The organism is Streptomyces sp. NPDC056503, assembly GCF_042794995.1.
Lineage (GTDB): Bacteria > Actinomycetota > Actinomycetes > Streptomycetales > Streptomycetaceae > Streptomyces.
Genome location: NZ_JBHTST010000132.1, coordinates 1 through 24,858 on the forward strand (window position 1 = coordinate 1; position 24,858 = coordinate 24,858).

Genomic DNA, 24,858 nt, shown 5'->3' on the forward strand with positions numbered 1-24,858 from the left:
CCCGTGACGGGGGCGGCCCTTCCGCGTACGTCAGCTCACGCGCCGAGCAGCTTGCGCACCCGGTCCGCGCCGACGGCGAGGAGCAGGGTGGGCAGGCGGGGGCCCGTCTCGCGGCTCACCAGGAGCTTGTAGAGGAGGGCGAAGAAGGAGCGCTGGGCGACCTTCAGCTCGGGGGTGGGCTTGGCCTCGGGGGTGAGGCCGGCCATGACCTTCGGGACGCCGTAGACGAGCGTGGTGAGCCCGTCGAGCGACCAGTGGCTGTCGAGGCCCTCCAGGAGCAGCCGGAGCGACTCGCGGCCCTCGTCGTCCAGGGAGCCGAGGAGCTCGGTGTCGGGCTCCTCCCGGACGACGGTGCGCTGGTCGGCCGGGACCTGGGTGGTGATCCAGTTCTCGGCGCGGTCGAGGCGCGGCCGGACCTCGTCGAGCGAGGTGACCGGGGACTCCGGGTCCAGGTCGGTGAGGATCCGGAGGGTCTGCTCGTCGTGGCCGGCGGTGATGTCGGCGACGGAGGCCAGCGTGCGGTACGGGAGCGGGCGCGGGGTGCGCGGCAGCTCGCCGGCCGCGGTGCGGGCGGCACGCGCGTGTGCGGCGGCGTCGGCGGGCAGCACGGTGCCGTCGGCGACCTTGGCCTCCAGCTTGTCCCACTCGTCGTAGAGCCGCTGGATCTCCTGGTCGAAGGCGATCTTGAAGGACTGGTTGGGCTTGCGGCGGGCGTAGAGCCAGCGGAGCAGCTGGGGCTCCATGATCTCCAGGGCGTCGGCCGCGGTGGGCACGCCGCCCTTCGAGGAGGACATCTTGGCCATGCCGCTGATGCCGACGAAGGCGTACATGGGGCCGATGGGCTGGACGCCGTCGAAGAGGGTGACGATCTGCCCGCCGACCTGGAAGGAGGAGCCGGGCGAGGAGTGGTCGACGCCGGAGGGCTCGAAGACGACGCCCTCGAAGGCCCAGCGCATGGGCCAGTCGACCTTCCACACCAGCTTGCCGCGGTTGAACTCGCTGAGCTTGACGGTCTCGGCGAAGCCGCAGGTGGAGCAGGTGTAGCTCAGCTCGGTGGTGTCGTCGTCGTAGGCGGTGACGGTGGTGAAGTCCTTCTCGCACTGCCCGCAGTAGGGCTTGTACGGGAAGTACCCGGCGCCGCCGCCGGAGCCGTCGTCCTCGCCGGCTGCGCCGGAGCCCTCGGCGGCCTCCAGCTCGGCCTCGTCGACCGGCTTCTGGGACTGCTTCTTCGGGGCCTTCTTCGTCCGGTACTGGTCGAGGATGGCGTCGATGTCGCCGCGGCGGCGCATGGCGTGCAGGATCTGCTCGCGGTAGACGCCGGAGGTGTACTGCTCGGTCTGGCTGATCGGGTCGTACTCGACGCCGAGCTCGGCCAGGGCCTCGACCATGGCGGCCTTGAAGTGCTCGGCCCAGTTGGCGTGGGGCGAGCCGACGGGGGCGGGGACCGAGGTCAGGGGCTTGCCGATGTGCTCGGCCCAGGACTCGTCGACGCCCTCGACGCCGTTCGGCACCTTGCGGTAGCGGTCGTAGTCGTCCCACGAGATGAGGTGGCGCACGGTGTACCCGCGGCGGCGGACCTCGTCGGCGACCAGGTGCGGGGTCATGACCTCGCGGAGGTTGCCGAGGTGGATCGGGCCGGAGGGGGAGAGGCCGGAGGCGACGACGACCGGTTTGCCAGGCGCACGTCGCTCCGACTCGGTGATGACCTCGTCCGCGAAACGGGAGACCCAGTCGGTCTCGGTGCTGCTCTGAGCCACGGTCGGTACGTCCTTCTTTCCAGATCCTTGCGGGAATGCCTCGAAGCCTTACGACAGCCATTGTCCCAGACGGAACCGGGCACCCCGAGGTTGTCCACAAGCGGGTTTCCGCTGGGGCGGCTTGTCCACAGGCGGGGAAAACACGTTGCCCACCCATGGGACACTTGACAAGCGAAATAGACCACCGGGACACCCGGACTCGACACAACAGGAACGGAAGCTCATGGCCTCGGTCCCTTCCCTCGCTTCGACCGTGCAGCAGCGCCTCGCGGAAGGCCTCTCGGCAGCCCTGCCGGAGGCCGGGTCCGCCGACCCGCTGCTGCGACGAAGCGACCGGGCCGACTTCCAGGCCAACGGCATCCTGGCGCTGGCCAAGCGGCTCAAGGGCAACCCGCGCGAGCTGGCGACGAAGGTCGTCGACTCCATCCCCGCGAACGACGTGCTGAAGGAGATCGAGGTCTCCGGCCCCGGCTTCCTCAACATCACGGTCTCGGACGCGGCGATCGTGGAGACCCTCGCGGCCCGCGCCGCCGACGCCCGCCTCGGCGTGCCGCTGAACGAGGCGGCGGGCACGACGGTCATCGACTACGCGCAGCCGAACGTGGCGAAGGAGATGCACGTCGGCCACCTCCGTTCCGCGGTGATCGGCGCGGCGATGGTGGAGATCCTGGAGTTCACGGGCGAGACCGTGGTCCGCCGGCACCACATCGGCGACTGGGGCACCCAGTTCGGCATGCTCATCCAGTACCTGATCGAGCACCCGCACGAGCTGGACCACCAGGCCGAGGGCGCGGAGGTCTCCGGCGAGGAGGCCATGTCGAACCTGAACCGGCTGTACAAGGCGTCCCGCGCGCTCTTCGACGCGGACGAGGAGTTCAAGACCCGGGCGCGCGCCCGCGTGGTGGACCTCCAGGCCGGTGACGAGGAGACCCTCGCCCTGTGGCAGCGGTTCGTGGACGAGTCGAAGATCTACTTCTACTCGGTCTTCGACAAGCTCGACATGGACATCCGCGACCCCGACGTCGTCGGCGAGTCCGGCTACAACGACATGCTCCAGGAGACGTGCCGGATCCTGGAGGAGTCGGGCGTCGCGGTCCGCTCCGAGGGCGCGCTCTGCGTCTTCTTCGACGACGTCAAGGGCCCGGACGGCAACCCGGTCCCGCTGATCGTCCAGAAGTCCGACGGCGGTTTCGGCTACGCGGCGACGGACCTGTCCGCCATCCGCGACCGGGTGCTGGACCTGAAGGCGACGTCGCTGCTGTACGTGGTGGACGCCCGCCAGTCGCTGCACTTCAAGATGGTCTTCGAGACGGCCCGCCGGGCCGGCTGGCTGAACGACGAGGTGAAGGCCGTCCAGCTGGCCTTCGGCACGGTCCTCGGCAAGGACGGCAAGCCCTTCAAGACCCGTGAGGGCGAGACGGTCCGGCTGGTGGACCTACTGGACGAGGCGATCGACCGCGCCTCGGCCGTGGTCCGCGAGAAGGCCCGCGACCTGACCGAGGCCGAGATCGCCGAGCGGGGCGCCCAGGTGGGCATCGGCGCGGTGAAGTACGCGGACCTGTCGACCTCGGCGGCCCGTGACTACAAGTTCGACCTGGACCAGATGGTGTCGCTCAACGGCGACACCTCGGTGTACCTCCAGTACGCGTACGCGCGCATCAAGTCGATCTTCGGCAAGGCCGGCGACCGCACGGCGCTCGCCCACCCGGAGCTGGAGCTGGCTCCGGCGGAGCGCGCGCTGGGTCTGCACCTGGACCAGTTCGGCGAGACCGTGGCCGAGGCCGCCGCCGAGTACGCCCCGCACAAGCTGGCCGCGTACCTGTACCAGCTGGCGTCGCTGTACACGACGTTCTATGACCAGTGCCCGGTGATCAAGCCCGAGCCGCCGAAGGAGATCGCGGAGAACCGCCTCTTCCTCTGCGACCTGACCGCCCGCACGCTCCACCAGGGCATGGCCCTGCTCGGCATCCGGACGCCCGAGCGCCTCTGACGCCCTCGGGGCGGGTGGGTCACTCCTGAGCGACCCACTCGCCCTTGTCGGGCCGGTAGCCGTGGACCGTGCGCCCCTCGATGGCGTGCGTGCGGAACGGCTGCCCGCCGTCGTCGATCCGTACGGTCCCCTTCCGGTCCCCGGTGCTCCACTCCAGCTCCAGGTACCAGGCGACGGCGTACTCCTCGGTGTGGACGTCGAGGTTGAGGACCTGCGGGTCCCCGGTGGCGACCTTGTACGGGAAGTCCTTCGCGGGCACGACCCGGTCCCCGTCGTGCCCGGCGACCGCCTTCACGTACGGCCGGGGCGCGTCGAGGTCGACGCCGAAGGTCTGCGGGGTGATCCCGCTGCCGCAGCCGTCGCCCATGGAGTACACGGTCCGGGCCGGCGGCCGGTCCCGCTCGACGACCCGGACGCGGAGCCGCGACAGCACGACGGGTTCCTGGGTGCGGCCGGTGACGGTGACCTGGAGCTGCATGTGCCCGCCGTCGATCCCGTCGAGCGCTCGGGCCCACGGGCGGGTGTCCTGCGGCGGAGGCGGCGGCGGGACGTGCTCCGGCTTCTGGTCGAGGACGTAGTACTGCCCGCAGGGTTCGGCCCAGTTGTACGAGCTGATGCCGGCGTTCAGCGGAGCGGGCGCCGGGGGCGCGGCGGAACCCCCGCGCGGCTCCTTCTCCCCGTTCCGCGCCACGAGATAGGCACCGGGCACGGCGAGGGCGACGACGGCCACGGCGGCGAGCGCCCCCGTGAACCGCGCCCGGGACGGCCGGGCGGCGACGACCGCCGCCGCCGGAGAAGCCACGAGCACCACGGGCTCGCCGGAGCCGGACGCCTCGGCGGCCACGACGGAGACCTGGGGCGCGACAGGCGTACCGGGTTCGACAGGGACGGCAGAGGCGACAGGCGCGGTGGGTGGGGCGGGTGGGGCGGGCGCCGGGGGCGCGACAGGACCGACGGCCACGGCGGGCGCGGCGGCGTCTCCGCCCCTCCCCCGGGTCTCGTCGGCGACGATCCACGCGCGGTGGAGCTCGACGAGCTCCTCCCGGGTGGCCCCGCACAGCCGCCCGAGCCGTTCCACGGGGGCGAAGTCGGTCGGGACGGCGTCGCCGTTGCAGTACCGGTGGAGGGTGGAGGTGCTGACGTGGAGCCGTTTGGCGAGCGTCCCGTAACTCAGCCCCGACCGCTCCTTCAACCCCCGCAGCAGCCCGGCGAGCCGGTCCCCCGTGTCCATCCGTCGCTCCCCCGTCGCTGGTCGGCGTCCCAGGAACGCGTTCCGGACTACGTACGTCTCCCCAGGTCACAGGGGGTGGAAGCGTTCCAGCGTCCCTCATTGTCCCGCGTCGGTCGACACCGGGTCACACCGGCTCGCAGCATGGAGTCATGCCGAACAGCCGCGTCACCGACGCTCTGGCACTGACGGTCCTGATCATCTGCACCGGAATCGTGATCGCCCTGCTCGACGGCCACTGACCGGCCGACCCGACCGACCGCCCACGGGGGAACCACCATGCGCACGTCCATCCGCACCCTCACCCTGCCCGCCGCCGCACTGATCGCGGCCCTCGCCCTCACGGCCTGCCAGTCGTCGGACCAGGAGGCGGCGGCCCCGGCCCCCGCGAAGCCCGGCCGGACCGCGACCACGGCAGCGCCCACGACGGCGCCGGCCACCACGGCCCCGACCACGGCCCCGACGACCGAGGCCCCGACGACGACGGCCCCGCGGAAGACCACCGCACCGCCCGCGAAGCCCGCGAAGTCCCCGACGCCCTCGCCCAGGCCCACCACCGACGGCGCCGGCCACGACACGGGCGGGAACACCGCCCTCCGCCCCTGCACCGCCACCGACGTGAAGGTCGTGGCGAGCAAGGTCACCCGCCCGATCAACCACCTGGCGCTCACGATCACGAACATCGGCGGCCGCACCTGCCACGCCCTGAACGCGCCCCTGGTCGGCTTCGAGGACAGCCAGGCGCCGATCCGGATCGTGGAGGACAGCAAGCCGCAGGCGGTGGTGACCCTGACGCCCGGGGAGTCGGGCTACGCCTCCCTGATCCTCACCGGGGAGCCCGGCGAGGACACCCACGGCACGACCGTCCGCACGATCAAGGTGAACCTGACCGCGGACAGCATGGTGACGCTGAAGGCCCCGGAGGGCACGTACGTGGACGACGGCGCCGCCGTCTCCTACTGGCAGCAGGAACTGGAGGACGCCCTCCGGTTCTGACCGGCCCCTCGGGCTAGCGGTTGATCGGGTACGACGTCCGCCCGGACGCCTCGTCGATCTCCGCGTGCGCCTTCTGGAGGAGCTGCGAGGCCAGGTCCATCAGGGCCCGGGCCCCCGCGATCTCCTCGCCGACCCTCAGCTGCTCGGGATCGGAGGGGTGACGGTGGGCGGTGCCGTGGGCCCGGAACTCGGAGCCGTCCGAGAGCCGGACCATGGCCGCCGCCCTCGTCCGATCGCCCTCCTCCTGGAACTCCATGTCGACGTGCCATCCGACGAGCGTGTTCATCATGAGGACCACCTCCGGGGAGGTACCTGTCGGGTACCTCTCCAGGGTGCGCCGTACCGTGCGCCCCCACCACTCGCCCCGGGCGCCGCTCGTCTCGGACACCACGCGCCCCGGGGCACCGCTCGACCCGGGCCCGTTGTCAGTGGCCCCCCGTACGTTCGGATCATGGCGATGATCCCGAACCAGTTGCCCCGGCTCGTGTCCGACCCGTCCGGCCGTTCCCTCGGCCTCGACCTGCCGCCCGGCGCCCTCACCGGCCCGGCGGACGACCCGTACCTCTGGTCGGGGCACGGCCCCGGGGGCCCCGCCGCCTGGCCCGCCCTGCGCCCGGCGGCCCGCACGGCGGGGCTGCTGCCCGTGCTGCTGGGCGGAGAGGGCGACCTGGACGGGTGGCGACTGATGCCGGAGACGATGAGCGACCCGGCGGAACACGACGCCGAGGACGTGCTCGCCGGGTTCTGGGACGACTACCTGGCCTCGGAGGTGCCCGAGGAGGAGCGCGACCCCCGGGTGACCGCCGCCGTCGGGGAACGCTTCGGCGAGCAGCCCGGCTACGCGGAGGTGGTGGCCCCCTTCGAGGCCGGCTGGCCCGGCCTGGGCCCGGCCCTGCCGCCGCGCACCGACCCCGACCGGGCGGCGGCCGACCTCGCCGAGGCGCTGACGGAGCCGGGATCCTGGCTGGCGGAGGCCCGCCCGGCCCTGGTCCGGGCCCGGCGCAGCGCCGACATACCGGCGGTCATCGGATGGACGGGGCCGCTGAACCACGAGAACGACGTGGCCCGGCTGTCCGCCGTCCTGCGCTCCTGGGAGGACCGCTTCGGCGTCCGCGTCATCGCGCTCACCCCCGCCCACCTGGTGGTCTCGGTGGCCGCCCCGCCCCGGACGGCGGAGGAGGCCGAGGCGGTGGCGGCGGAGCACTTCGCGTTCTGCCCGGACACCCTCGCGCGGGGCGGCCCCGACACCCTGCGCGACTACGCCCGCGAGGCGCTGCTCGACAGCCCCGTCTGGACCTTCTGGTGGGACTAGGCCGTCCCTCTCGGATCGTGCCGGGCTAGCGGGCCCCGGCGGAGATCATCCGCGCGGCCTCGGTGGCCCAGTAGGTGAGGATCATCCGGGCGCCGGCGCGGCGGATGCCGGTGAGGGTCTCCAGGATCGCCTTGTCGCGGTCGATCCAGCCCTTCTCCGCGGCGGCCTCGACCATCGCGTACTCCCCGCTGATCTGGTAGGCGGCGACCGGCACGTCCACGGCCTCGGCGACCTTCGCGAGCACGTCGAGGTACGGACCGGCCGGCTTCACCATCACCATGTCCGCGCCCTCCTCCAGGTCCAGCGCCAGCTCGCGCAGGGACTCACGGAGGTTGGCGGGGTCCTGCTGGTAGGTCTTGCGGTCGCCCTTGAGGGAGGAGCCGACGGCCTCGCGGAAGGGGCCGTAGAAGGCCGAGGAGTACTTCGCGGTGTACGCGAGGATCGCCACGTCCTCCTTGCCGATGGTGTCCAGGGCGTCACGGACGACGCCGACCTGGCCGTCCATCATCCCGGAGGGGCCGACGACGTGGACGCCGGCGTCGGCCTGGACCTGCGCCATCTCGGCGTAGCGCTCCAGGGTGGCGTCGTTGTCGACCCGCCCGTCCTCGTCCAGGACGCCGCAGTGGCCGTGGTCGGTGAACTCGTCCAGGCACAGGTCGGACATGACGATGAGGTCGTCGCCGACCTCGGCCCTCACGTCCCGGATGGCGACCTGGAGGATCCCGTCCGGGTCGGTACCGGCCGTGCCGAGCCCGTCCTTCTTCGCGTCGTCCGGCACGCCGAACAGCATGATCCCCGAGACCCCGGCCTCCAGCGCCTCCACGGCGGCCCGGCGCAGCGAGTCCCGCGTGTGCTGGACGACGCCGGGCATCGCGTTGATCGGCACGGGCTCGCTGACGCCCTCGCGCACGAACGCGGGCAGGATCAGGTCGGCCGGGTCCAGACGGGTCTCGGCGACCATCCGCCGCATGGCGGGCGTCGTCCGCAGCCGCCGCGGCCGCGCCCCCGGAAAGCTTCCATACGAGTTCATACCAGCGAGGCTACGCCCGCCCCTCGCCCCCACTTACCGACACCCTGTTGCCGCCCAGCCCTCCGTACGGCGACGGCGCGCACCCCCGTACGACGACGGCGCGGGCCCTCCCGAGGAGGACCCGCGCCGTCGAAGGTGCCGTGCGGCGCCACGCGCTACGTGGTCCGCCGCCTCCGCGCTCCCGGCCGCCGCTCGCTCGGCCGCGTGACGGGGTCGCCCGCCTCCAGCGCCGCCTCGCGCCGCCGGACGCCGAACTCCGCCAGCGCCTCCGCCAGCTTGTGGACGGACGGCTCGGGGGACAGGACGTCGACCCGCAGCCCGTGCTCCTCCGCCGTCTTGGCCGTCGCCGGGCCGATACAGGCGATGACGGTCACGTTGTGCGGCTTCCCGGCGATGCCCACCAGGTTCCGCACGGTCGACGACGACGTGAAGAGCACCGCGTCGAAGCCACCGCCCTTGATCGCCTCACGCGTGTCCGCCGGCGGCGGCGACGCGCGCACGGTCCGGTAGGCCGTGACGTCGTCGACCTCCCACCCGAGCTCGATGAGCCCGGCGACCAGCGTCTCGGTCGCGATGTCGGCCCGCGGCAGGAAGACGCGGTCGATCGGGTCGAAGACCGGGTCGTACGGCGGCCAGTCCTCCAGCAGACCCGCGGCCGACTGCTCACCGCTCGGCACCAGGTCCGGCTTCACACCGAAGTCGACCAGCGCCGCGGCCGTCTGCTCGCCCACCGCCGCGACCTTGATCCCGGCGAAGGCGCGGGCGTCGAGCCCGTACTCCTCGAACTTCTCCCGCACGGCCTTGACCGCGTTGACCGAGGTGAAGGCGATCCACTCGTACCGCCCGGTCACCAGCCCCTTGACCGCCCGCTCCATCTGCTGCGGGGTCCGGGGCGGCTCGACGGCGATGGTCGGCACCTCGTGCGGCACGGCGCCGTACGAGCGCAGCTGGTCGGAGAGCGACGCGGCCTGCTCCTTGGTGCGCGGCACGAGCACCCGCCAGCCGAAGAGCGGCTTGGACTCGAACCACGAGAGCTGGTCGCGCTGCGCCGGGGCGCTGCGCTCGCCGACCACGGCTATCACCGGCCGGTGCCCCTCGGGGGAGGGGAGCACCTTGCCCTGCTTGAAGACCTGGGCGATCGTCCCGAGCGTCGCCGTCCAGGTCCGCTGGCGCGTCGTCGTACCGGCGATGGTGACGGTGAGCGGGGTGTCCGGCTTGCGGCCCGCCGCCACCAGCTCACCGGCGGCCGCGGCGACCGCGTCCAGCGACGTGGAGACGACGACGGTGCCGTCGGAGGCTCCGACCTCGGCCCAGCACCGGTCGTCGGCGGTCCGCGCGTCGACGAAGCGGACGTCGGTGCCCTGCTCGTCGCGGAGCGGCACACCGGCGTATGCGGGAACGCCGACCACGTTCGCGACGCCGGGCACGACCTCGAAGGGGATGCCCTCGGCGGCGCAGGCGAGCATCTCGGCGCCCGCGTTCCCGTCGAGGCCGGGGTCGCCGGTCACCGCACGGACGACCCGCCTGCCGCCGCGCGCGGCCTCCATGACAAGATTGGCCGCATCCCTCAACACGGGGACACCGGCGGCTGTTGACGCCTCGTCAACAACCGTCAGCTCAGGCGTGCTCACGCCCGCTCGCGCATGGCCGCGGACGACTTCGAGGACCTCCGGCTCGGCGATCAGGACGTCCGCTCCCGCCAGGGCCTCGACGGCCCGGAGGGTCAGGAGTCCGGGGTCGCCTGGGCCTGCGCCGAGGAAGGTGACGTGGCCGTGGCCCGCGAAGACGGGGGACACGGGGCTGGTGGTCGGGCTGGTGGGGCTCAAAGTGCTCGCTCCCCCATAAGACCGGCCGCACCCTTGGCAAGCATCTCGGCCGCGAGTTCGCGTCCGAGCGCCACCGCCTCGTCGTGCGAGGTGGGTACGGGACCGGTGGTGGACAGCTGCACCAGCGTCGAGCCGTCGGTGGTGCCGACGACGCCGCGCAGGCGCATTTCGGTGACAACCTGCCCGTGACCGGGGCCGTCGGCGAGGATGTCGGCGAGCGCTCCCACGGGTGCGCTGCAGCCGGCCTCCAGGGCGGCGAGCAGGGATCGCTCGGCGGTCACGGCGGCCCGCGTGCGCGGGTCGTCGAGAGCGGAGAGCGTGGCGACGAGGTCGGAGTTCGACGCCGGGCATTCGACGGCCAGGGCACCCTGGCCGGGGGCGGGCAGCACGGAGTCGACCGGCAGGTGCTCGGCCGACAGCCCGCCGAGGAGCTCCTCGGTGCCGCCGATGCGGTTGAGTCCGGCCGCGGCGAGGACGACGGCGTCCAGCTCGCCCTTGCGGACGTAGCCGACGCGGGTGTCGACGTTGCCCCGGATCGGGACGCAGGTCAGGTCGAGGCCGTGGCTGCGGGCGTACGCGTGCAGCTGGGCCATGCGCCGCGGCGAGCCGGTGCCGACGCGGGCGCCCTTCGGAAGCCGGTCGAGGGAGAGGCCCTCGCCGGCGATGAGGACGTCGCGCGGGTCCTCGCGCGGCGGGATCGCGGCCAGCACCAGTTCGGGGTGCTGCGCGGTCGGCAGGTCCTTCAGGGAGTGGACGGCGAAGTCGACCTCGCCGTCGAGCAGCGCGTCACGCAGGGCCGCGACGAAGACGCCGGTGCCGCCGATCTGCGCGAGGTGCTCACGGGAGGTGTCCCCGTACGTGGTGATCTCCACGAGCTCGACGGGCCGGCCGGTCAGCTGCCGTACGGCGTCGGCCACGTGCCCGGACTGGGCCATGGCGAGCTTGCTGCGCCTGGTCCCGAGCCTCAGTGCCCTCTCGGTCATACTCGCCCTCGGTTCTTGACGTCGGCGTCATTCAGGTCGGCCCGGGAGACGGAAGCCACCGTCTGCGGGTCGAGGTCGAAGAGTGTCCGCAGCGCGTCCGCGTACCCGGCACCGCCGGGCTCGCTGGCGAGCTGCTTGACCCGCACGGTCGGCGCGTGCAGGAGCTTGTCGACGACACGGCGCACGGTCTGGGTGATCTCGGCGCGCTGCTTGTCGTCGAGGCCGGGGAGACGGCCTTCCAGGCGGGCGACCTCGCTGGCCACCACGTCGGCGGCCATGGTGCGCAGGGCGACCACGGTCGGGGTGATGTGGGCGGCGCGCTGGGCGGCGCCGAAGGCGGCGACCTCGTCGGAGACGAGGGAGCGGACCTGGTCGACGTCGGCGGCCATGGGGGCGTCGGCGGAGGCGTCGGCGAGCGATTCGATGTCGACGAGCCGGACGCCGGGGATCCGGTGGGCGGCGGCGTCGATGTCGCGCGGCATGGCGAGGTCGAGGAGGTACAGGGCCTCGCCGGCCGCGGTGTCGCGGCCTTCGACGGCGGCCTCGATCGCGTCGCCGGTGAGGACGAGTCCGGTGGCTCCGGTGCAGGAGACGACGATGTCCGCCCGGCCCAGTTCGTCGCCGACGGCAACCATCTCGGCCGCGCGCGCGGCCACGCCCGCACCTCCCCCGGAGCCGCCCCTGAGGGCGCCCCCGGGCTCGGTGAGGATCTCGGCGAGCCGCTCGGCGCGGGCGAGGGTGCGGTTGGCGATGACGATCTCGGCGACCCCGGCGCGGGCGAGGGTCGCGGCGGCCAGCGACGACATGGAGCCGGCGCCGATGACGAGCGCGCGCTTGCCCCGCGCCCAGCTCTCGACCCCGGTGTCCTGGGCGAGCTGCTCCAGGCCGAAGGTGACCAGCGACTGCCCGGCCCGGTCGATGCCGGTCTCGCTGTGGGCGCGCTTGCCGACCCGCAGGGCCTGCTGGAAGAGGTCGTTGAGGAGCCGGCCCGCGGTGTGCAGGTCCTGGCCGAGGGCGAGGGCGTCCTTGATCTGGCCGAGGATCTGGCCCTCGCCGACGACCATGGAGTCCAGGCCGCAGGCCACCGAGAAGAGGTGGTGGACGGCCCGGTCCTCGTAGTGCACGTAGAGGTAGGGGGTGAGCTCGTCCAGGCCGACGCCGCTGTGCTGGGCGAGCAGCGTGGAGAGCTCGGCGACACCGGCGTGGAACTTGTCCACGTCGGCGTAGAGCTCGATGCGGTTGCAGGTGGCGAGGACGGTGGCCTCGGCGGCCGGTTCGGCGGCGAGGCTGTCCTGGAGGAGCTTGGCCTGGGTGTCCGCCGGCAGCGAGGCCCGCTCCAGGATGGAGACGGGGGCGCTGCGGTGGCTCAGCCCGACGACGAGGAGGCTCATGCCGGCATCACCGCGGGGGCGTCCCCGTCGGGTCCCTTGCGGCCGCTCTCGGCGGGGGTGCGGGTGGCGGCGGGCGGCGCCGCGGCGGGCGGGGCGGTCTCCTCGCCCAGGTCCTCGCCGGCCTTGCGCTGCTCGTGGAAGGCGAGGATCTGGAGCTCGATGGAGAGGTCCACCTTGCGCACGTCGACGCCGTCGGGCACGGAGAGCACGGTCGGCGCGAAGTTGAGGATGGAGGTGACGCCGGCCGCGACGAGGCGGTCGCAGACCTGCTGGGCGACGCCGGCGGGGGTCGCGATGACGCCGATGGAGACGCCGTCCTCGGCGATGATCTTCTCCAGGTCGTCGCTGTGCTGGACGGGGATCCCGGCGACCGGCTTGCCGGTCATGGCGGGGTCGGCGTCGATCAGCGCGGCGACGCGGAAGCCCCGGGAGGCGAAGCCGCCGTAACCGGCGAGCGCGGCGCCGAGGTTGCCGATGCCGACGATCACGACGGGCCAGTCCTGGGTCAGGCCGAGCTCGCGGGAGATCTGGTAGACGAGGTACTCGACGTCGTAGCCGACACCGCGGGTGCCGTACGAGCCGAGGTAGCTGAAGTCCTTGCGCAGCTTCGCGGAGTTGACGCCGGCCGCGGCCGCGAGCTCCTCCGAGGAGACCGTGGGTACGGAGCGTTCCGAGAGCGCGGTCAGGGCGCGCAGATACAGCGGAAGGCGGGCGACGGTGGCCTCGGGAATTCCTCGGCTACGGGTCGCCGGTCGGTGAGTTCGGCCAGTTGCCACGGTGCTCCTGCGGGATGAGCGGGGCTGCAGGCGGCCATATGTCCCAGGACCGCCCCGTCGAATGCAGGCTATGTCTTTGTGAACGCGTGCACAAAGATGGTGTCCGTTTTGTCTGCCCAAAGTGACCGGGGTCACGCGACCGGTTATCGACGGTACGGAACCGTCACACGGCGCGACGCGTTGAGATCCCGAAGGGGGCAAAGCCGCACACTCTCCTCACGACGTGGCCCCCGAATGCCAACAAAACGTCCACGATGGTAACCGTCTTTCGGTCAGGCACCCAGTTCGCGCCGCAGTCGCTCGGCGTCCACCCGCCAGAAGGTGTGCTGCTCGCCGTCGACCAGGACGACGGGAATCTGCTCCCAGTACTCCTTGTACAGCGCCTCGTCCCGGAGGATGTCTCGCTCCTCCCAGCGCGCCCCGGTCTCGGCGCAGACGGCCTCGATCACCGCCCGGGCGTCGTCGCAGAGATGACACCCCGGCTTCCCGATCAGCGTCACCGTCCGCGCGGCCGGGTCCTTCGCCGCGTCCTTCTTCTTCGCACGTCCGAACATGCCGTCCATTGTCCCGCCCGGTCACGGCGGAGCCCCGCACTGTTCACACGACGGCATCCCCACAAGTCGGGAAGTACCGAACAGACTGGCTATGCTCCAGACATGGCCGCTCTGGGATGGCTCACCCCCCGTAGGCGCTCCGCCACCGCGCGCAGCGTCCTCGCAGGCGAGGCCGCCGCCGAGGCGGCCCGCAAGACCTCTCTCCAGCTGGAACAGGAGAGGGAGGAGGAGGCCGCCGCCCTCGAAGCGGCCCAGGCGTCCGAAGCCGCGCCGGAGGAGCCCGAGTTCCCGGTCGTCGGCGACGTACGGGCCGCCGCCTTCTTCGACCTCGACAACACCGTGATGCAGGGCGCCGCGATCTTCCACTTCGGCCGCGGCCTGTACAAGCGGAAGTTCTTCCAGCGCCGCGAACTCGCCCGCTTCGCCTGGGCGCAGGTCTGGTTCCGGCTGGCCGGCGTCGAGGACCCGGCCCACATGCAGGAGGCCCGCGACAGCGCGCTCTCCATCGTCAAGGGCCACCGCGTCTCCGAACTGATGTCGATCGGCGAGGAGATCTACGACGAGTACATGGCCGACCGGATCTGGCCGGGCACCCGCGCCCTGGCCCAGGCCCACCTCGACGCGGGCCAGAAGGTCTGGCTGGTGACCGCCGCCCCGGTCGAGACGGCCACGATCATCGCCCGCCGCCTCGGCCTCACCGGCGCCCTCGGCACGGTCGCCGAGTCCGTCGACGGCGTCTACACCGGCCGGCTGGTCGGCGAGCTGCTGCACGGCCCGGCCAAGGCCGAGGCGGTACGCGCGCTGGCCGCCGCCGAGGGCCTGGACCTGGCCCGCTGCGCCGCGTACAGCGACTCGCACAACGACATCCCGATGCTCTCGCTCGTCGGCCACCCGTACGCGGTCAACCCGGACACCAAGCTGCGCCGGCACGCCAGGGACCGCGAGTGGCGGCTGCGCGACTACCGGACCGGCCGCAAGGCGGCCAAGATCGGCATCCCGGCCGCCGCGGGCCTCGGCGCCGTCGCCGGCGGCACCGCCGCCGCGGTCGCCCTCCACCGCCGCCGCCACTGACCCCCACCGCCCCGGGCCCCGGATCCCGGCCCTGAGCCCCGGCCCCGGCCCGGGCCCCGGACACCGCGGAAGACCGCGTCCGTACCCGAACTCCCCGCCGTTTCGGGCGCGCCACGCCCGTGGCGATACGTTTCGGCTGCGATCATCTACGACAACCACGGACCAAAGGGGCTCACCCGTCCGTGGTCGAACAGCCCCGCACACCTCGACTCCCGGGCATTCCCGCGCCCTTACCCAGGAGCGGCCACGATCACTCCCCCCTCCCCCACATGAGCACAACGCAACGCCGACGCAATCACACTCGGAAGTCACTCGATCAATAACCGGTCACGAAGTGCGACTTGATCCGCCCGCAAGCGGTAACAGAACCGACGTAATCGATGATTTGAGCAACTGGGTGTAGTGCTGCCTGTACGAAGCGTTATTCTCCTCAGACGCACAGCGGAACCCTCCCGTCGCCACGACGAGTGAACGGCTCCGCACTGCACGTGATGGAAGCTCTGCCTCTGGGAGTCCCGTGTACCCACACGTCGGGGTTGACGCCTCGGGCCTGGCTACGCTGCGCGCAACGGTCCTCGACCACTTGCGTGGCTTCGTCCCCACCGCGTACGTCGGTCCTGCGCCCGCCTTCGCCTTCGCCGCACCGGCACCGGCCGGTCCTTGCTATGCCCTGGCCGACGGCGGTGCCGCCGTCGGCAGACGGGGCGCGCGCGGCGGCGCCGGCAACTCGACCGCCGCCCGACGCCCCACCGCCGACAGCGACAGCGCCCGGATGATGGATCTGGTCGAGCGCGCCCAGGCGGGCGAGGCCGAGGCCTTCGGCCGGCTGTACGACCAGTACAGCGACACCGTCTACCGCTACATCTACTACCGCGTCGGCGGGAAGGCGACGGCGGAGGACCTCACCAGCGAGACCTTCCTGCGCGCCCTCCGCCGCATCTCCACCTTCACCTGGCAGGGCCGCGACTTCGGCGCCTGGCTCGTCACCATCGCCCGCAACCTGGTCGCCGACCACTTCAAGTCCAGCCGCTTCCGGCTGGAGGTCACCACCGGCGAGATGCTCGACGCCAACGAGGTCGAGCGCAGCCCGGAGGACTCGGTCCTCGAGTCCCTCTCCAACGCCGCGCTCCTCGACGCCGTCCGCCGTCTCAACCCCCAACAGCAGGAGTGCGTCACCCTCCGCTTCCTCCAGGGCCTCTCGGTCGCCGAGACCGCGCGGGTCATGGGGAAGAACGAGGGCGCCATCAAGACCCTCCAGTACCGGGCCGTCCGCACCCTGGCCCGACTCCTGCCCGAAGACGCCCGCTGACCCCGGGCCGCCGACCGCCGCCACCCCCTCCCCGCACCCACCCCCCCTACCCACCCCCGTCGCCTCCCCCATGAAGTCACTTGTCCCCCTCACCCATATCTCTCCCCCCACGCCACCACTGCCCGCCTCACATCACAGTCGGTGACGCATCGATGACGCACTGGTCCGATCATCTTTCGCGCGTAACCCAAGTGCCGCGCCGCTCGTTGTGCGAAATGCAGGCTCCCTGTGGTCACGCCCTGCCTGCGGGTCCTCACTCGTTCGTGTGGATCCGCTCAAGGCGGGCAACCTTCCGGACCCCTTGGGGAGTCGAACGTCATGACGAGAGGAGGTGCCGCCAGTGATCGCGAACGTGCACCGGCGGGCGAACGCCTTCGCCCAGGCCCTGGAGGACCGGACGCCCGAGGGCGAGGCGGCCGACCGGCCCGACGCCCCGGCCGACACGGGCGACCGGGGACGGCTGTTGGCCTTGGCGAGCGGACTCGGCGACCTGCCGAAACCGGAACTCGACCCCGAGGTCAAGGTGGTGCAGCGAGCCCAGCTCGTCGCCGCCATGGAGGCGATGTTCGCCCAGGGGACGGCCGCCGCAGGCCCCGCCGTCCCGGAGCAGCGGAGCGCACGGGGGGCCCACCGGGCCTCCCCCCTGCGTAAACTCCGCCCGCGCAGTCGCTGGACCAAGGGGCTCGCCGCCGGCGGCCTCACGGTCGGCGTGGCGGCCGGAGCGTTCGGTGGCGTCGCCGCCGCCAGCTCCGACGCCCTCCCCGGCGACTCGCTCTACGGACTCAAGCGGGGCATGGAGGACCTCAAGCTGGGCATGGCCGACGACGACGCCGACCGCGGGGGCATCTACCTCGACCAGGCGTCCACCCGGCTGAGCGAGGCCCGCCGCCTCATGGAGCGCGCCCGCTCCGGCGACCTCGACCACGAGTCCCTCAGCGAGATCCGGCGCGCCCTCGGCGGCATGAAGCACGACGCCGAGGAGGGCCACCGACTGCTCCGCCAGGCCTACGACCGGGACGGCGAGATCGCCCCCATGGCCCGGCTGAACTCCTTCGCCCAGGCCCACCGCGACACCTGGAAGGGCCTGCGCGACCGCCTCCCCGTCCAGCTCACGGACGTCGGCGAAGAGGTCAGCGGCGTCTTCGACGCCATAGACCAGGAGGTCGAGCCGCTCCAGTCGATGCTGCCCCGCACCCTCGAGAAGGGCGCGGCCGACCCCGGCGGCTCCAGCAGCAGCCCCACCGCCCGGCAGAACCAGCAGGGCACGGGCACCCAGCAGCCCCCGGCCACCCAGGGCACCCCCACCCAGGACGGCCACTCCGCCACCACCCCCCGCCCCTCCGGCACCACCCAGGGCGCGGGCACCGGCGGGAACACCGGCACCGGCACCACCCCGAGCCCGGGCGCCGAGACAGGCACCACCTCCCCCGAGGACGACGGACTCCTCGGCGGCAACACCGGCGGCCTCCTGCCGGACCCGACGGGCACCCCCACCGCCCCCGAGGACCAGCAGGTGACACCCACACCCCCCGACGTCACCATCCCGCCACTCCTGCCGGGCCTCCTTCCAGGCCTCGGCATCGACAGCGAGGACGCTCGCTGACAAGGAGAAGGGGCGCCCCCACGGACGGGGGGCGCCCCTTCTTCCATGCGCCAAGGACTCAGAAGAACACCGACCGCCGCTGCACCAGCAGCTTGTACAGCGTGTGCTGGATCTGCTCCCGCACCTGGTCGGTCAGGTTGAACATCAGCATCGGATCCTCCGCCGCCTCCGGCGGATATCCCTCCGTCGGGATCGGCTCCCCGAACTGGATCGTCCACTTCGTCGGCAGCGGCAGCATCCCCAGAGGCCCCAGCCACGGGAAGGTCGGCGTCACCGGCACGTACGGCAGACCGAGCAGCCGCGCCAGCGTCTTCGCGTTCCCGATCATCGGGTAGATCTCCTCGGCGCCCACGATCGAGCAGGGCACGATCGGCACCCCCGCCCGCAGCGCCGTCGAGACGAACCCGCCCCGGCCGAACCGCTGGAGCTTGTACCGCTCCGAGAACGGCTTCCCGATCCCCTTGAAGCCCTCCGGCATCACGCCGACGACCTCCCCGGCCCGCAGCAGCCGCTCCGCGTCCTCCGCGCACGCGAGCGTGTGCCCCGCCTTCCGGGCCAGCTCGTTGACCACCGGCAGCATGAAGACCAGGTCCGCCGCGAGCAGCCGCAGATGCCGGCCCGCCGGATGGTGGTCGTGCACCGCGACCTGCATCATCAGCCCGTCCAGCGGAAGCGTCCCGGAGTGGTTGGCGACGATCAGCGCCCCGCCCTTCTCCGGGATGTTCTCGACGCCCTTCACCTCCACCCGGAAGTACTTCTCGTACAGCGGGCGCAGCAGCGACATCAGCACCTGGTCGGTCAGCTCGGCGTCGTACCCGAACTCGTCGACCTCGTACTCGCCCGTCACCCGCCGCCGCAGGAACGCGAGCCCGCCCGCCAGCCGCCGCTCCCAGCCGGCCGCCTCGGCGGCGGGCTCGTCCGGTGCCGGCTCCTGCTCCGGCCGCGGCTCCGGCACGGGGACCGGCTCCCGCGCCGCCCCCGGCAGCTCCCGTACCGCCGCCGGACCGGCCCCGGCACCGGACGGCTCCTCGGGCCGGCCCGGCCGCCGCCGGGCCCGCGAACGGTCGTCGTCGAAAGGAATCACCTTGGCGTCCGCCATCGCTGTCGCTGCTCCTCAGGCACCGTCGTGAGAGTCGTGAGAGGGGGTCGGGCACGCCTCCGGGGCGATCCGGCCGGCCAGCCGGTCCACCGCCCCCGCGAGCCGCTCCGGAGGCAGGAGACCCGGCCCCCGGCTCGCCGCGAAGTCCGCGAACGCCTCCGCCGTCGAGTACCGCGGCCGGAACCCCAGCACCTCCCGCAGCTGCACGGTCGAGACGACCCGCCCGTGCGTGAGGAGCCGGATCTGCTCGGGCGCGAAATCGGTGAGCCCCACCGTCCGCAGCGCCGACCCCACCCAGGTCACCGCCGGCAGCAGCACCGGCACCGTCGGCCGCCCGAGCCGCCGCGCGCACTGCGAGAGCAGCAGCACCCCGTCGCCCGCCACATTGAAGGTGCCGCTGTTCAGCGACGCCCGGCGCGGCTCGTGCGCCACGAGCCGCAGCACGTCGATCACGTCGTCCTCGTGGACGAACTGCAACCGCGGGTCGTACCCCAGGACCGTCGGCATCACCGGCAGCGACAGGTACTCGGTCAGCGGGGACTCCACCCGCGGCCCCAGGATGTTCGCGAACCGCAGCACGCAGACCGCCACGTCCGGCCGCCGCCGGGCGAAGCCCCGTACGTACCCCTCGACCTCGACGGCGTCCTTCGCGAAACCGCCGCTCGGCAGCGACTTCGCCGGCGTCGTCTCCGTGAAGACCGCCGGATCGCGCGGCGCGGAGCCGTACACGGTCGTACTGGACTTCACCACCAGCCGTCCGACCCGCGGCGACTTCTGGCAGGCCCCGAGCAGCTGCATGGTGCCGATGACGTTGGTCTCCTTGACCGACGTCCGGCCGCCGGCGCCCAGCGCCGTCCCCGTCACGTCGAGGTGCACCACCGTGTCCACCTCGTGCTCCGCGAGCACCTTGGCGATGGCCGGCCTGCGGATGTCCGCCCGGACGAACTCGGCGGCCCCCAGCGCGTGCCCGGGCTCGACCGCGTCCACGGCCACCACCCGCTCCACCTCCGGGTCCCGCTGGATCCGCCGCACGAAACGGCCCCCCAGATGCCGGGCGGCACCGGTGACGAGCACGACCTTGCCCAAGATCAGCGCCTTCCGTCCGAACTTCCGTCCGTTCTTACCCGTAGCCGCCACCGTAGCGCCTGAGGGTTTCGGCGCAATGAAAACGTGGCCCCTCACCTGGGAAGGTGAGGAGCCACGTCTTTCCACGCACGGGAAACCGCTCGCGCGGCCGCCGCTTACTTCTTGTTGCGACGCTGAACGCGCGTGCGCTTGAGCAGCTTGCGGTGCTTCTTCTTGGCCATCCGCTTGCGCCGCTTCTTGATAACAGAGCCCACGACTACCCTCGCTCACTTCTTCTCACTGGTGCGGGGCGTCTGGGCCCACACGACCTACGAGGGGTTAGCCTACCGCCCCTGGCACCGCACGAGTAATCCGAGGGCCGGACGCGGCTCACCGGCCGTTCGGCCGGAGGTCGACCGCGCGCCCGCTACGCGGTCCCCACCCCCACGTACGACTCCCTCAGGTACGCGTGCACCGCCTGCTCCGGGACCCGGAAGGACCTGCCCACCCGGATCGCCGGCAGATGACCGCTGTGCACCAAGCGGTACACGGTCATCTTCGAGACGCGCATCACCGCGGCGACTTCCGCCACGGTCAGGAACTTGACCTCGTTGAGAGGCCGATCGCCAGCAGCCATGACCCACCTGTACCTTCCGCCGCGACGCCCACCGGCTTCCCCTCCGGTGACTCTTCGTCGTCGAACGCTCACGAATCAGAGTAGGGGCGGGTGGTACGAGTGGGGAAGAGGAGCCCCTATCGCCCGTTTACCGTGACAGACACGCTCGATTGAGTACATAGCGCGTGAGGGGACGGTAGTACGCCGAGGGCACCCCGTCATCCAGCGGGACGGCCACCGCCACCTGCCCCTCGGCCTCGCCCACGAAGAGCGCCGGGTCGTCCGTGTCGGCCAGCCCGATCGCCTCGACACCCAGCTGACCAGCACCGCAGACCCAGCCGTGGTCCCCCACGACCAGCTCCGGCAGCGGCCCGCCGGCCTCCGCCGCGCTCTCCAGCGCGGCCCGCACCGGCAGTGCCGAGTGGGAGTGCGCCCCCTGCACGCGCCCGCCCTCCGACGGCCCCGCCTCCCGTACGAACGCGACTCCGCGTACGTAGTCGAGGGCGTACGTGCGTAGACCGAACCGGGTCGTTATGTCGACACATCGCCCCTGCGCCGGGGTGAGTACGTCACATCCCACCGCCGACAGGGCGTCTGCGAGAGCGACGTAGAAACCGAGCAGCCGGTGCGGATGCCCCGTCCCGAACAGCACCGGAGCCCGCCGCGCCGCCGCCGCCGCGAGCCTCCCGGCGAAGGCGTCCAGCCCCCGCAGCGTCCGCTCCGGATCGATCACGTCCGGCCCCGAGCGGTGCGCCGGATCCCCCGACACCCCGCACTTCTCCGCCATCAGCCTCAGCAGCTCGGCCTCGCCCCAGCCTCCGGCCGGCACCAGCCCCAGCGTCACCCGAGGGTCCCGCGCCGCGAAGAGCCGGTAACTCCGCAGACTCTCCTCCCGCGAGGTCGCCACCGTGCCCGCCAACCCCGCCGCCAACAGATGCGCCCGCAGCGCCCCGGTACTCAACACCCTTCCGATGCTGCCGGATCGTCACTGCCCGAACGTCAAAAACCGCTGTGCGCCGCACAGTTGGCGTAACAACCCCCGGCGTGACAGGGCATGCCGCTCAGGCGAGCAGGCCCCGCAGCGGGAAGGCCGCCTTCCGGGTCGCGAGCACCGCCTGGTCCAGCCGGTCCGCGGGGTCGTAACCCGCCGTCCAGTCGCGGAAGTCCACCGGCCACCGCCCGTCGGTCATCCGCCCCGGCCCCAGCTGCCGCGTCCGCGCGTACACCTCGTCCCGCCACGAGGACGGCACCACCGTCTCGGGTGCCACGGGTGCGTGCGCCGCGATCCCCACCAGATGCGTCCACGACCGCGGTACGACGTCGACCACCGCGTATCCACCGCCGCCGAGCGCCACCCACCGGCCGTCCGCGTACGTGTGCGCCAGCTCGTGGCACGCCTCCTGCACGGCCCGCTGCGCGTCCAGCGACACCGCCAGATGGGCCAGCGGGTCGTCGAAGTGGGTGTCCGCCCCGTGCTGGGTCACCAGCACCTGCGGCCGGAAGTCGGCGAGGAGCTCGGGCACCACCGCGTGGAAGGCCCGCAGCCAGCCCGCGTCCCCGGTCCCGGCCGGCAGCGCCACGTTCACCGCGCCGCCCTCGCCGGGCCCCGGCGCCCCGGTCTCCTCCGGCCAGCCGGTCTGCGGGAACAGCGTCCGCGGATGCTCGTGCAGGGAGACCGTCAGGACCCGGGGGTCCTCCCAGAACGCCGCCTGCACCCCGTCCCCGTGGTGCACGTCGACGTCCACGTACGCGACCCGCTCCACCCCCAGCTCCAGGAGCCGGGCGATGGCGAGCGAGGCGTCGTTGTAGATGCAGAACCCGGCCGCACCGCCCGGCATCGCGTGGTGCAGCCCGCCGGCGAAGTTCACGGCGTGCTGCGCCTCGCCCCGCCACACGGCCTCCGCCGCCGCCACCGACTGTCCGGCGATCAGCGCGGAGGCCTCGTGCATCCCCTCGAACGCCGGATCGTCGACCGTCCCCAGCCCGTACGCCTGGTCGGCGTGGCGCGGGTCCGCGGACGCCGCCTTCACGGCGGCCACGTAGTCCTCGCGGTGCACGAGCCGCAGCGTCGAGTCCCCGGCCGGCTTCGCCGCCACCACGTCCACCACCCGGTCGAGCCCGAAGGCCCGGACCAGCCCCATGGTCAGTGCGAGCCGCACCGGGTCCATCGGGTGCTGGGGCCCGAAGTCGTACCCCGTGACAGCTTCATCCCACATCAACAGTGCGCGGCCGCTCATGACCGCCACCGTATCGGGCCTCCCGCGCGCCGAACGACGTGGCGTACACCACCGTCACCAGGACGAGCACCATCGGCACCACCATGGCCCCCCGGTAGCTCCACGCGTCCCCGAGCGCCCCCACGAGCGGCGAGCCGACGAGGAAGCCGACGTAGTTGAAGACGTTGAGCCGCGCGACGGCCGCGTCGCTGTTCTCCGGGAAGAGCCGCCCCGCCGCCGCGAAGGTCTGCGGCACGATCACGCTCAACCCGAGCCCGAGCACCGTGAAGGCCACGATGCCCACCCACGCCGACGGCGCCAGCGCCACCAGCGCGAACCCGCACGCCGCGAGCACCGCCCCGGCCCGCACGACCACCGAAGCCCCGAAGTACCGCACCCCCAGGTCGCCCACGGTCCGCCCCAGCAGCGTCGTCACCATGTACGCGTTGTACGGGACGGTCGCCGCCTCCTCCGAACTCCCGAGCACGTCCTGGAGGTACTTCGCCGACCAGTTGGAGACCGTCGAGTCACCGATGTACGCGAAGGTCATCACCAGGCACAGCGGCAGCAGCAGCCTGAACGACAGCGCCCCGCCCCTCGCCTCCGGACCGCCGCCCGGGGCCGCCTTGCCGTCCACGTACCACCGGCTGCCGAGGTACGCCGCCGGCGCCAGCACCACGACCACCGGCAGGTACGACCAGAACAGCGACAGGTGCCAGTGCGCCCCCACCCAGGCGAGCGAGGCGCCGGCGATCCCGCCGAGGCTGTACGCGGCGTGGAACCCGAGCATGATGCTCCGGCCGTACGTCCGCTGGAGGCTCACCCCCAGCATGTTCATGGAGGCGTCGAGCGCGCCGACCGCGAGCCCGAACAGCCCGAGCGCCACGGCGGCCATCCACAGCGTGTCCCCCGCGCCCACACCCAGCAGCGCCAGCAGCACCACGGGCTGCGACCACCGCAGCACCCGCGAGGGCGCCACCCGGGCCACGACCTTCTCGGTCGCCACGCTCGCCACGCCGGCGAGGATCGGCACCGCGGCCAGGAAGAGGGGCAGCAGCCCGTCGGAGATCCCGTACCGGTCCTGGATCCCGGGTATGCGGGTCACGAGCAGGGCGAAGGCCACGCCCTGGACGAAGAAACTCAGGGCCAGGGAGCCCCGCCCCCGCCTCAGCCGTACATCGGTCATGGCGGCACAGCGTAGGCCCGTGACCTACCGATGGGTAGATGGATCACAGACCCAAAATGCCGGGCAGCTCCTCCATCCGAGAGAAGAAGCCCTTCGCCCCGGTCAGCCGGGACTCCGGCGTCATCGCGGTGAACCCGTAGACGTCCATCCCGGCCGCCACGGCCGCCTGCACGCCCAGCCGGCTGTCCTCGACGACGACGCACCGCTCGGGCGCCACGCCCCTCCGCGCGGCCGCGTGGAGGAAGAGGTCCGGCGCCGGCTTCCCCCGCCCCACGTCCTCGGCGCTGTAGACGATCTCCTCGGGGAACCAGGCGTCGAGCCCCGTCTTCCGGTGCCCGACCCGGATCCGCTCGTGGCTCCCGGAGGAGGCCACGCAGTACGCGACCCCCTCGGCGACCAGTCGCTTCACCACCTCCGCCGCGCCCTCCACCGGCTCCAGCTCCTCCTGGAAGGCGGCGAAGACCCGCGCGTGGAAGGTGGTGTCGAAGTCCTCGGGCAGCCGCTGCCCGCTCCGTTCGAGGACGAGGTCGTGCACCCGGTGGGTGGCGGCCCCCATGTAGTCACGGAGGGAGTCCTCGTACGTGGTGGGGTGACCGAGCTCGGTGAGATAGCCGGCGAGCAACCGGTTGGAGAGCGGCTCACTGTCGACGAGCACGCCGTCGTTGTCGAAGATGACCAGGTCGTAGCGCATAAGCACAGCCTAGAACGCAAAAATGCCTCAACCCCCGGACGAAGTCCGGGGGTTGAGGCTAAAAATTGTTCGGCGGCGTCCTACTCTCCCACAGGGTCCCCCCTGCAGTACCATCGGCGCTGAAAGGCTTAGCTTCCGGGTTCGGAATGTAACCGGGCG

23 protein-coding genes and 1 rRNA gene are annotated in these 24,858 nt (G+C 72.4%); 6 read left to right on the forward strand and 18 right to left on the reverse strand.

What is annotated here, in order from left to right:
* Positions 1–35: 35 nt before the first annotated feature.
* Positions 36–1,757 carry a lysine--tRNA ligase gene (gene lysS, locus ACFQ8C_RS29715; RefSeq protein ID WP_383463230.1) on the reverse strand — a complete coding sequence of 574 codons (1,722 nt, stop codon included), beginning with the start codon at positions 1,755–1,757 and terminating at the stop codon, positions 36–38.
* Positions 1,758–1,980: 223 nt separating this feature from the next.
* On the opposite strand from lysS, the gene argS reads away from it, so the two are divergent.
* Entirely contained in the window at positions 1,981–3,747 is a 1,767-nt protein-coding gene (gene argS / locus ACFQ8C_RS29720; RefSeq protein ID WP_383463232.1) for an arginine--tRNA ligase, read from the forward strand.
* Positions 3,748–3,766: 19 nt separating this feature from the next.
* Here argS and ACFQ8C_RS29725 read toward each other — a convergent pair whose 3' ends face one another.
* Complete coding sequence (locus ACFQ8C_RS29725) at positions 3,767–4,978, reverse strand: helix-turn-helix domain-containing protein (protein ID WP_383463233.1); 1,212 nt, start codon at positions 4,976–4,978, stop codon at positions 3,767–3,769.
* 276 nt (positions 4,979–5,254) lie between these two features.
* Between ACFQ8C_RS29725 and ACFQ8C_RS29730 the strand changes: the two genes are divergently transcribed.
* Entirely contained in the window at positions 5,255–5,971 is a 717-nt protein-coding gene (locus ACFQ8C_RS29730; RefSeq protein ID WP_383463236.1) for a DUF4232 domain-containing protein, read from the forward strand.
* 13 nt (positions 5,972–5,984) lie between these two features.
* Here the strand turns inward: ACFQ8C_RS29730 and ACFQ8C_RS29735 are convergent, their stop codons facing one another.
* The gene (locus ACFQ8C_RS29735; protein ID WP_383463279.1) at positions 5,985–6,257 is read right to left on the reverse strand and encodes a DUF1876 domain-containing protein; all 273 of its coding nucleotides are present in this window, start codon (positions 6,255–6,257) and stop codon (positions 5,985–5,987) included.
* A 165-nt stretch (positions 6,258–6,422) separates the two neighbouring features.
* Between ACFQ8C_RS29735 and ACFQ8C_RS29740 the strand changes: the two genes are divergently transcribed.
* Entirely contained in the window at positions 6,423–7,283 is an 861-nt protein-coding gene (locus ACFQ8C_RS29740) for a DUF4253 domain-containing protein (RefSeq protein WP_383463239.1), read from the forward strand.
* Between the two features lie 25 nt (positions 7,284–7,308).
* On the opposite strand, the gene hemB is transcribed toward ACFQ8C_RS29740, so the two are convergent.
* The 6 genes from hemB to ACFQ8C_RS29770 form a co-directional block, all read right to left on the reverse strand.
* Complete coding sequence (hemB, locus tag ACFQ8C_RS29745; protein WP_383463242.1) at positions 7,309–8,313, reverse strand: porphobilinogen synthase; 1,005 nt, start codon at positions 8,311–8,313, stop codon at positions 7,309–7,311.
* A 155-nt stretch (positions 8,314–8,468) separates the two neighbouring features.
* Positions 8,469–10,139: a uroporphyrinogen-III synthase gene (locus tag ACFQ8C_RS29750; RefSeq protein ID WP_383463244.1), complete on the reverse strand. Its 1,671-nt coding sequence runs from the start codon at positions 10,137–10,139 to the stop codon at positions 8,469–8,471.
* On the reverse strand, positions 10,136–11,122 hold the full coding sequence (gene hemC, locus ACFQ8C_RS29755; protein ID WP_383463246.1) for a hydroxymethylbilane synthase: 987 nt from the start codon (positions 11,120–11,122) through the stop codon (positions 10,136–10,138). The genes ACFQ8C_RS29750 and hemC overlap by 4 nt, the downstream gene beginning before the upstream one ends.
* Positions 11,119–12,513 carry a glutamyl-tRNA reductase gene (locus ACFQ8C_RS29760; protein ID WP_383463248.1) on the reverse strand — a complete coding sequence of 465 codons (1,395 nt, stop codon included), beginning with the start codon at positions 12,511–12,513 and terminating at the stop codon, positions 11,119–11,121. The genes hemC and ACFQ8C_RS29760 overlap by 4 nt, the downstream gene beginning before the upstream one ends.
* Positions 12,510–13,289 (reverse strand): redox-sensing transcriptional repressor Rex, encoded by a 780-nt coding sequence (locus ACFQ8C_RS29765; protein ID WP_383463252.1) that lies wholly within the window; start codon positions 13,287–13,289, stop codon positions 12,510–12,512. The genes ACFQ8C_RS29760 and ACFQ8C_RS29765 overlap by 4 nt, the downstream gene beginning before the upstream one ends.
* A gap of 272 nt (positions 13,290–13,561) precedes the next feature.
* On the reverse strand, positions 13,562–13,852 hold the full coding sequence (locus ACFQ8C_RS29770) for a glutaredoxin family protein (RefSeq protein ID WP_383463254.1): 291 nt from the start codon (positions 13,850–13,852) through the stop codon (positions 13,562–13,564).
* Between the two features lie 93 nt (positions 13,853–13,945).
* Between ACFQ8C_RS29770 and ACFQ8C_RS29775 the strand changes: the two genes are divergently transcribed.
* The 3 genes from ACFQ8C_RS29775 to ACFQ8C_RS29785 all read left to right on the forward strand — a co-directional run bounded on the left by ACFQ8C_RS29775 (position 13,946) and on the right by ACFQ8C_RS29785 (position 17,826).
* Positions 13,946–14,914, forward strand: a complete 969-nt coding sequence (locus ACFQ8C_RS29775; protein WP_383463256.1) for an HAD family hydrolase — start codon at positions 13,946–13,948, stop codon at positions 14,912–14,914.
* Between the two features lie 517 nt (positions 14,915–15,431).
* A complete protein-coding gene (locus ACFQ8C_RS29780; RefSeq protein ID WP_169094351.1) occupies positions 15,432–16,223 on the forward strand; it encodes an ECF subfamily RNA polymerase sigma factor, BldN family in 792 nt (263 codons plus the stop codon).
* 340 nt (positions 16,224–16,563) lie between these two features.
* Entirely contained in the window at positions 16,564–17,826 is a 1,263-nt protein-coding gene (locus ACFQ8C_RS29785; RefSeq protein WP_383463259.1) for a DUF5667 domain-containing protein, read from the forward strand.
* Between the two features lie 58 nt (positions 17,827–17,884).
* Here ACFQ8C_RS29785 and ACFQ8C_RS29790 read toward each other — a convergent pair whose 3' ends face one another.
* The 9 genes from ACFQ8C_RS29790 to rrf form a co-directional block, all read right to left on the reverse strand.
* Complete coding sequence (locus tag ACFQ8C_RS29790) at positions 17,885–18,925, reverse strand: lysophospholipid acyltransferase family protein (RefSeq protein ID WP_383463262.1); 1,041 nt, start codon at positions 18,923–18,925, stop codon at positions 17,885–17,887.
* 15 nt (positions 18,926–18,940) lie between these two features.
* Complete coding sequence (locus tag ACFQ8C_RS29795) at positions 18,941–20,011, reverse strand: NAD-dependent epimerase/dehydratase family protein (protein ID WP_383463265.1); 1,071 nt, start codon at positions 20,009–20,011, stop codon at positions 18,941–18,943.
* A gap of 155 nt (positions 20,012–20,166) precedes the next feature.
* Positions 20,167–20,265, reverse strand: a complete 99-nt coding sequence (locus ACFQ8C_RS29800; RefSeq protein ID WP_003948845.1) for a 30S ribosomal protein bS22 — start codon at positions 20,263–20,265, stop codon at positions 20,167–20,169.
* Between the two features lie 152 nt (positions 20,266–20,417).
* Positions 20,418–20,627: a helix-turn-helix domain-containing protein gene (locus tag ACFQ8C_RS29805; RefSeq protein WP_030495139.1), complete on the reverse strand. Its 210-nt coding sequence runs from the start codon at positions 20,625–20,627 to the stop codon at positions 20,418–20,420.
* 127 nt (positions 20,628–20,754) lie between these two features.
* On the reverse strand, positions 20,755–21,570 hold the full coding sequence (locus tag ACFQ8C_RS29810; RefSeq protein ID WP_383463268.1) for a phosphatase: 816 nt from the start codon (positions 21,568–21,570) through the stop codon (positions 20,755–20,757).
* Positions 21,571–21,667: 97 nt separating this feature from the next.
* Positions 21,668–22,843, reverse strand: coding sequence for an acetoin utilization protein AcuC (locus ACFQ8C_RS29815; protein WP_383463270.1), 1,176 nt, complete (start codon positions 22,841–22,843; stop codon positions 21,668–21,670).
* Positions 22,812–24,008 (reverse strand): MFS transporter, encoded by a 1,197-nt coding sequence (locus tag ACFQ8C_RS29820; RefSeq protein ID WP_383463273.1) that lies wholly within the window; start codon positions 24,006–24,008, stop codon positions 22,812–22,814. Before ACFQ8C_RS29820 ends, ACFQ8C_RS29815 begins: the two co-directional genes overlap by 32 nt.
* Before the next feature lie 43 nt (positions 24,009–24,051).
* Positions 24,052–24,699, reverse strand: a complete 648-nt coding sequence (locus ACFQ8C_RS29825) for an HAD family hydrolase (protein ID WP_383463276.1) — start codon at positions 24,697–24,699, stop codon at positions 24,052–24,054.
* Positions 24,700–24,766: 67 nt separating this feature from the next.
* Positions 24,767–24,858 (reverse strand): 5S ribosomal RNA (rrf, locus tag ACFQ8C_RS29830); the annotation flags it as partial.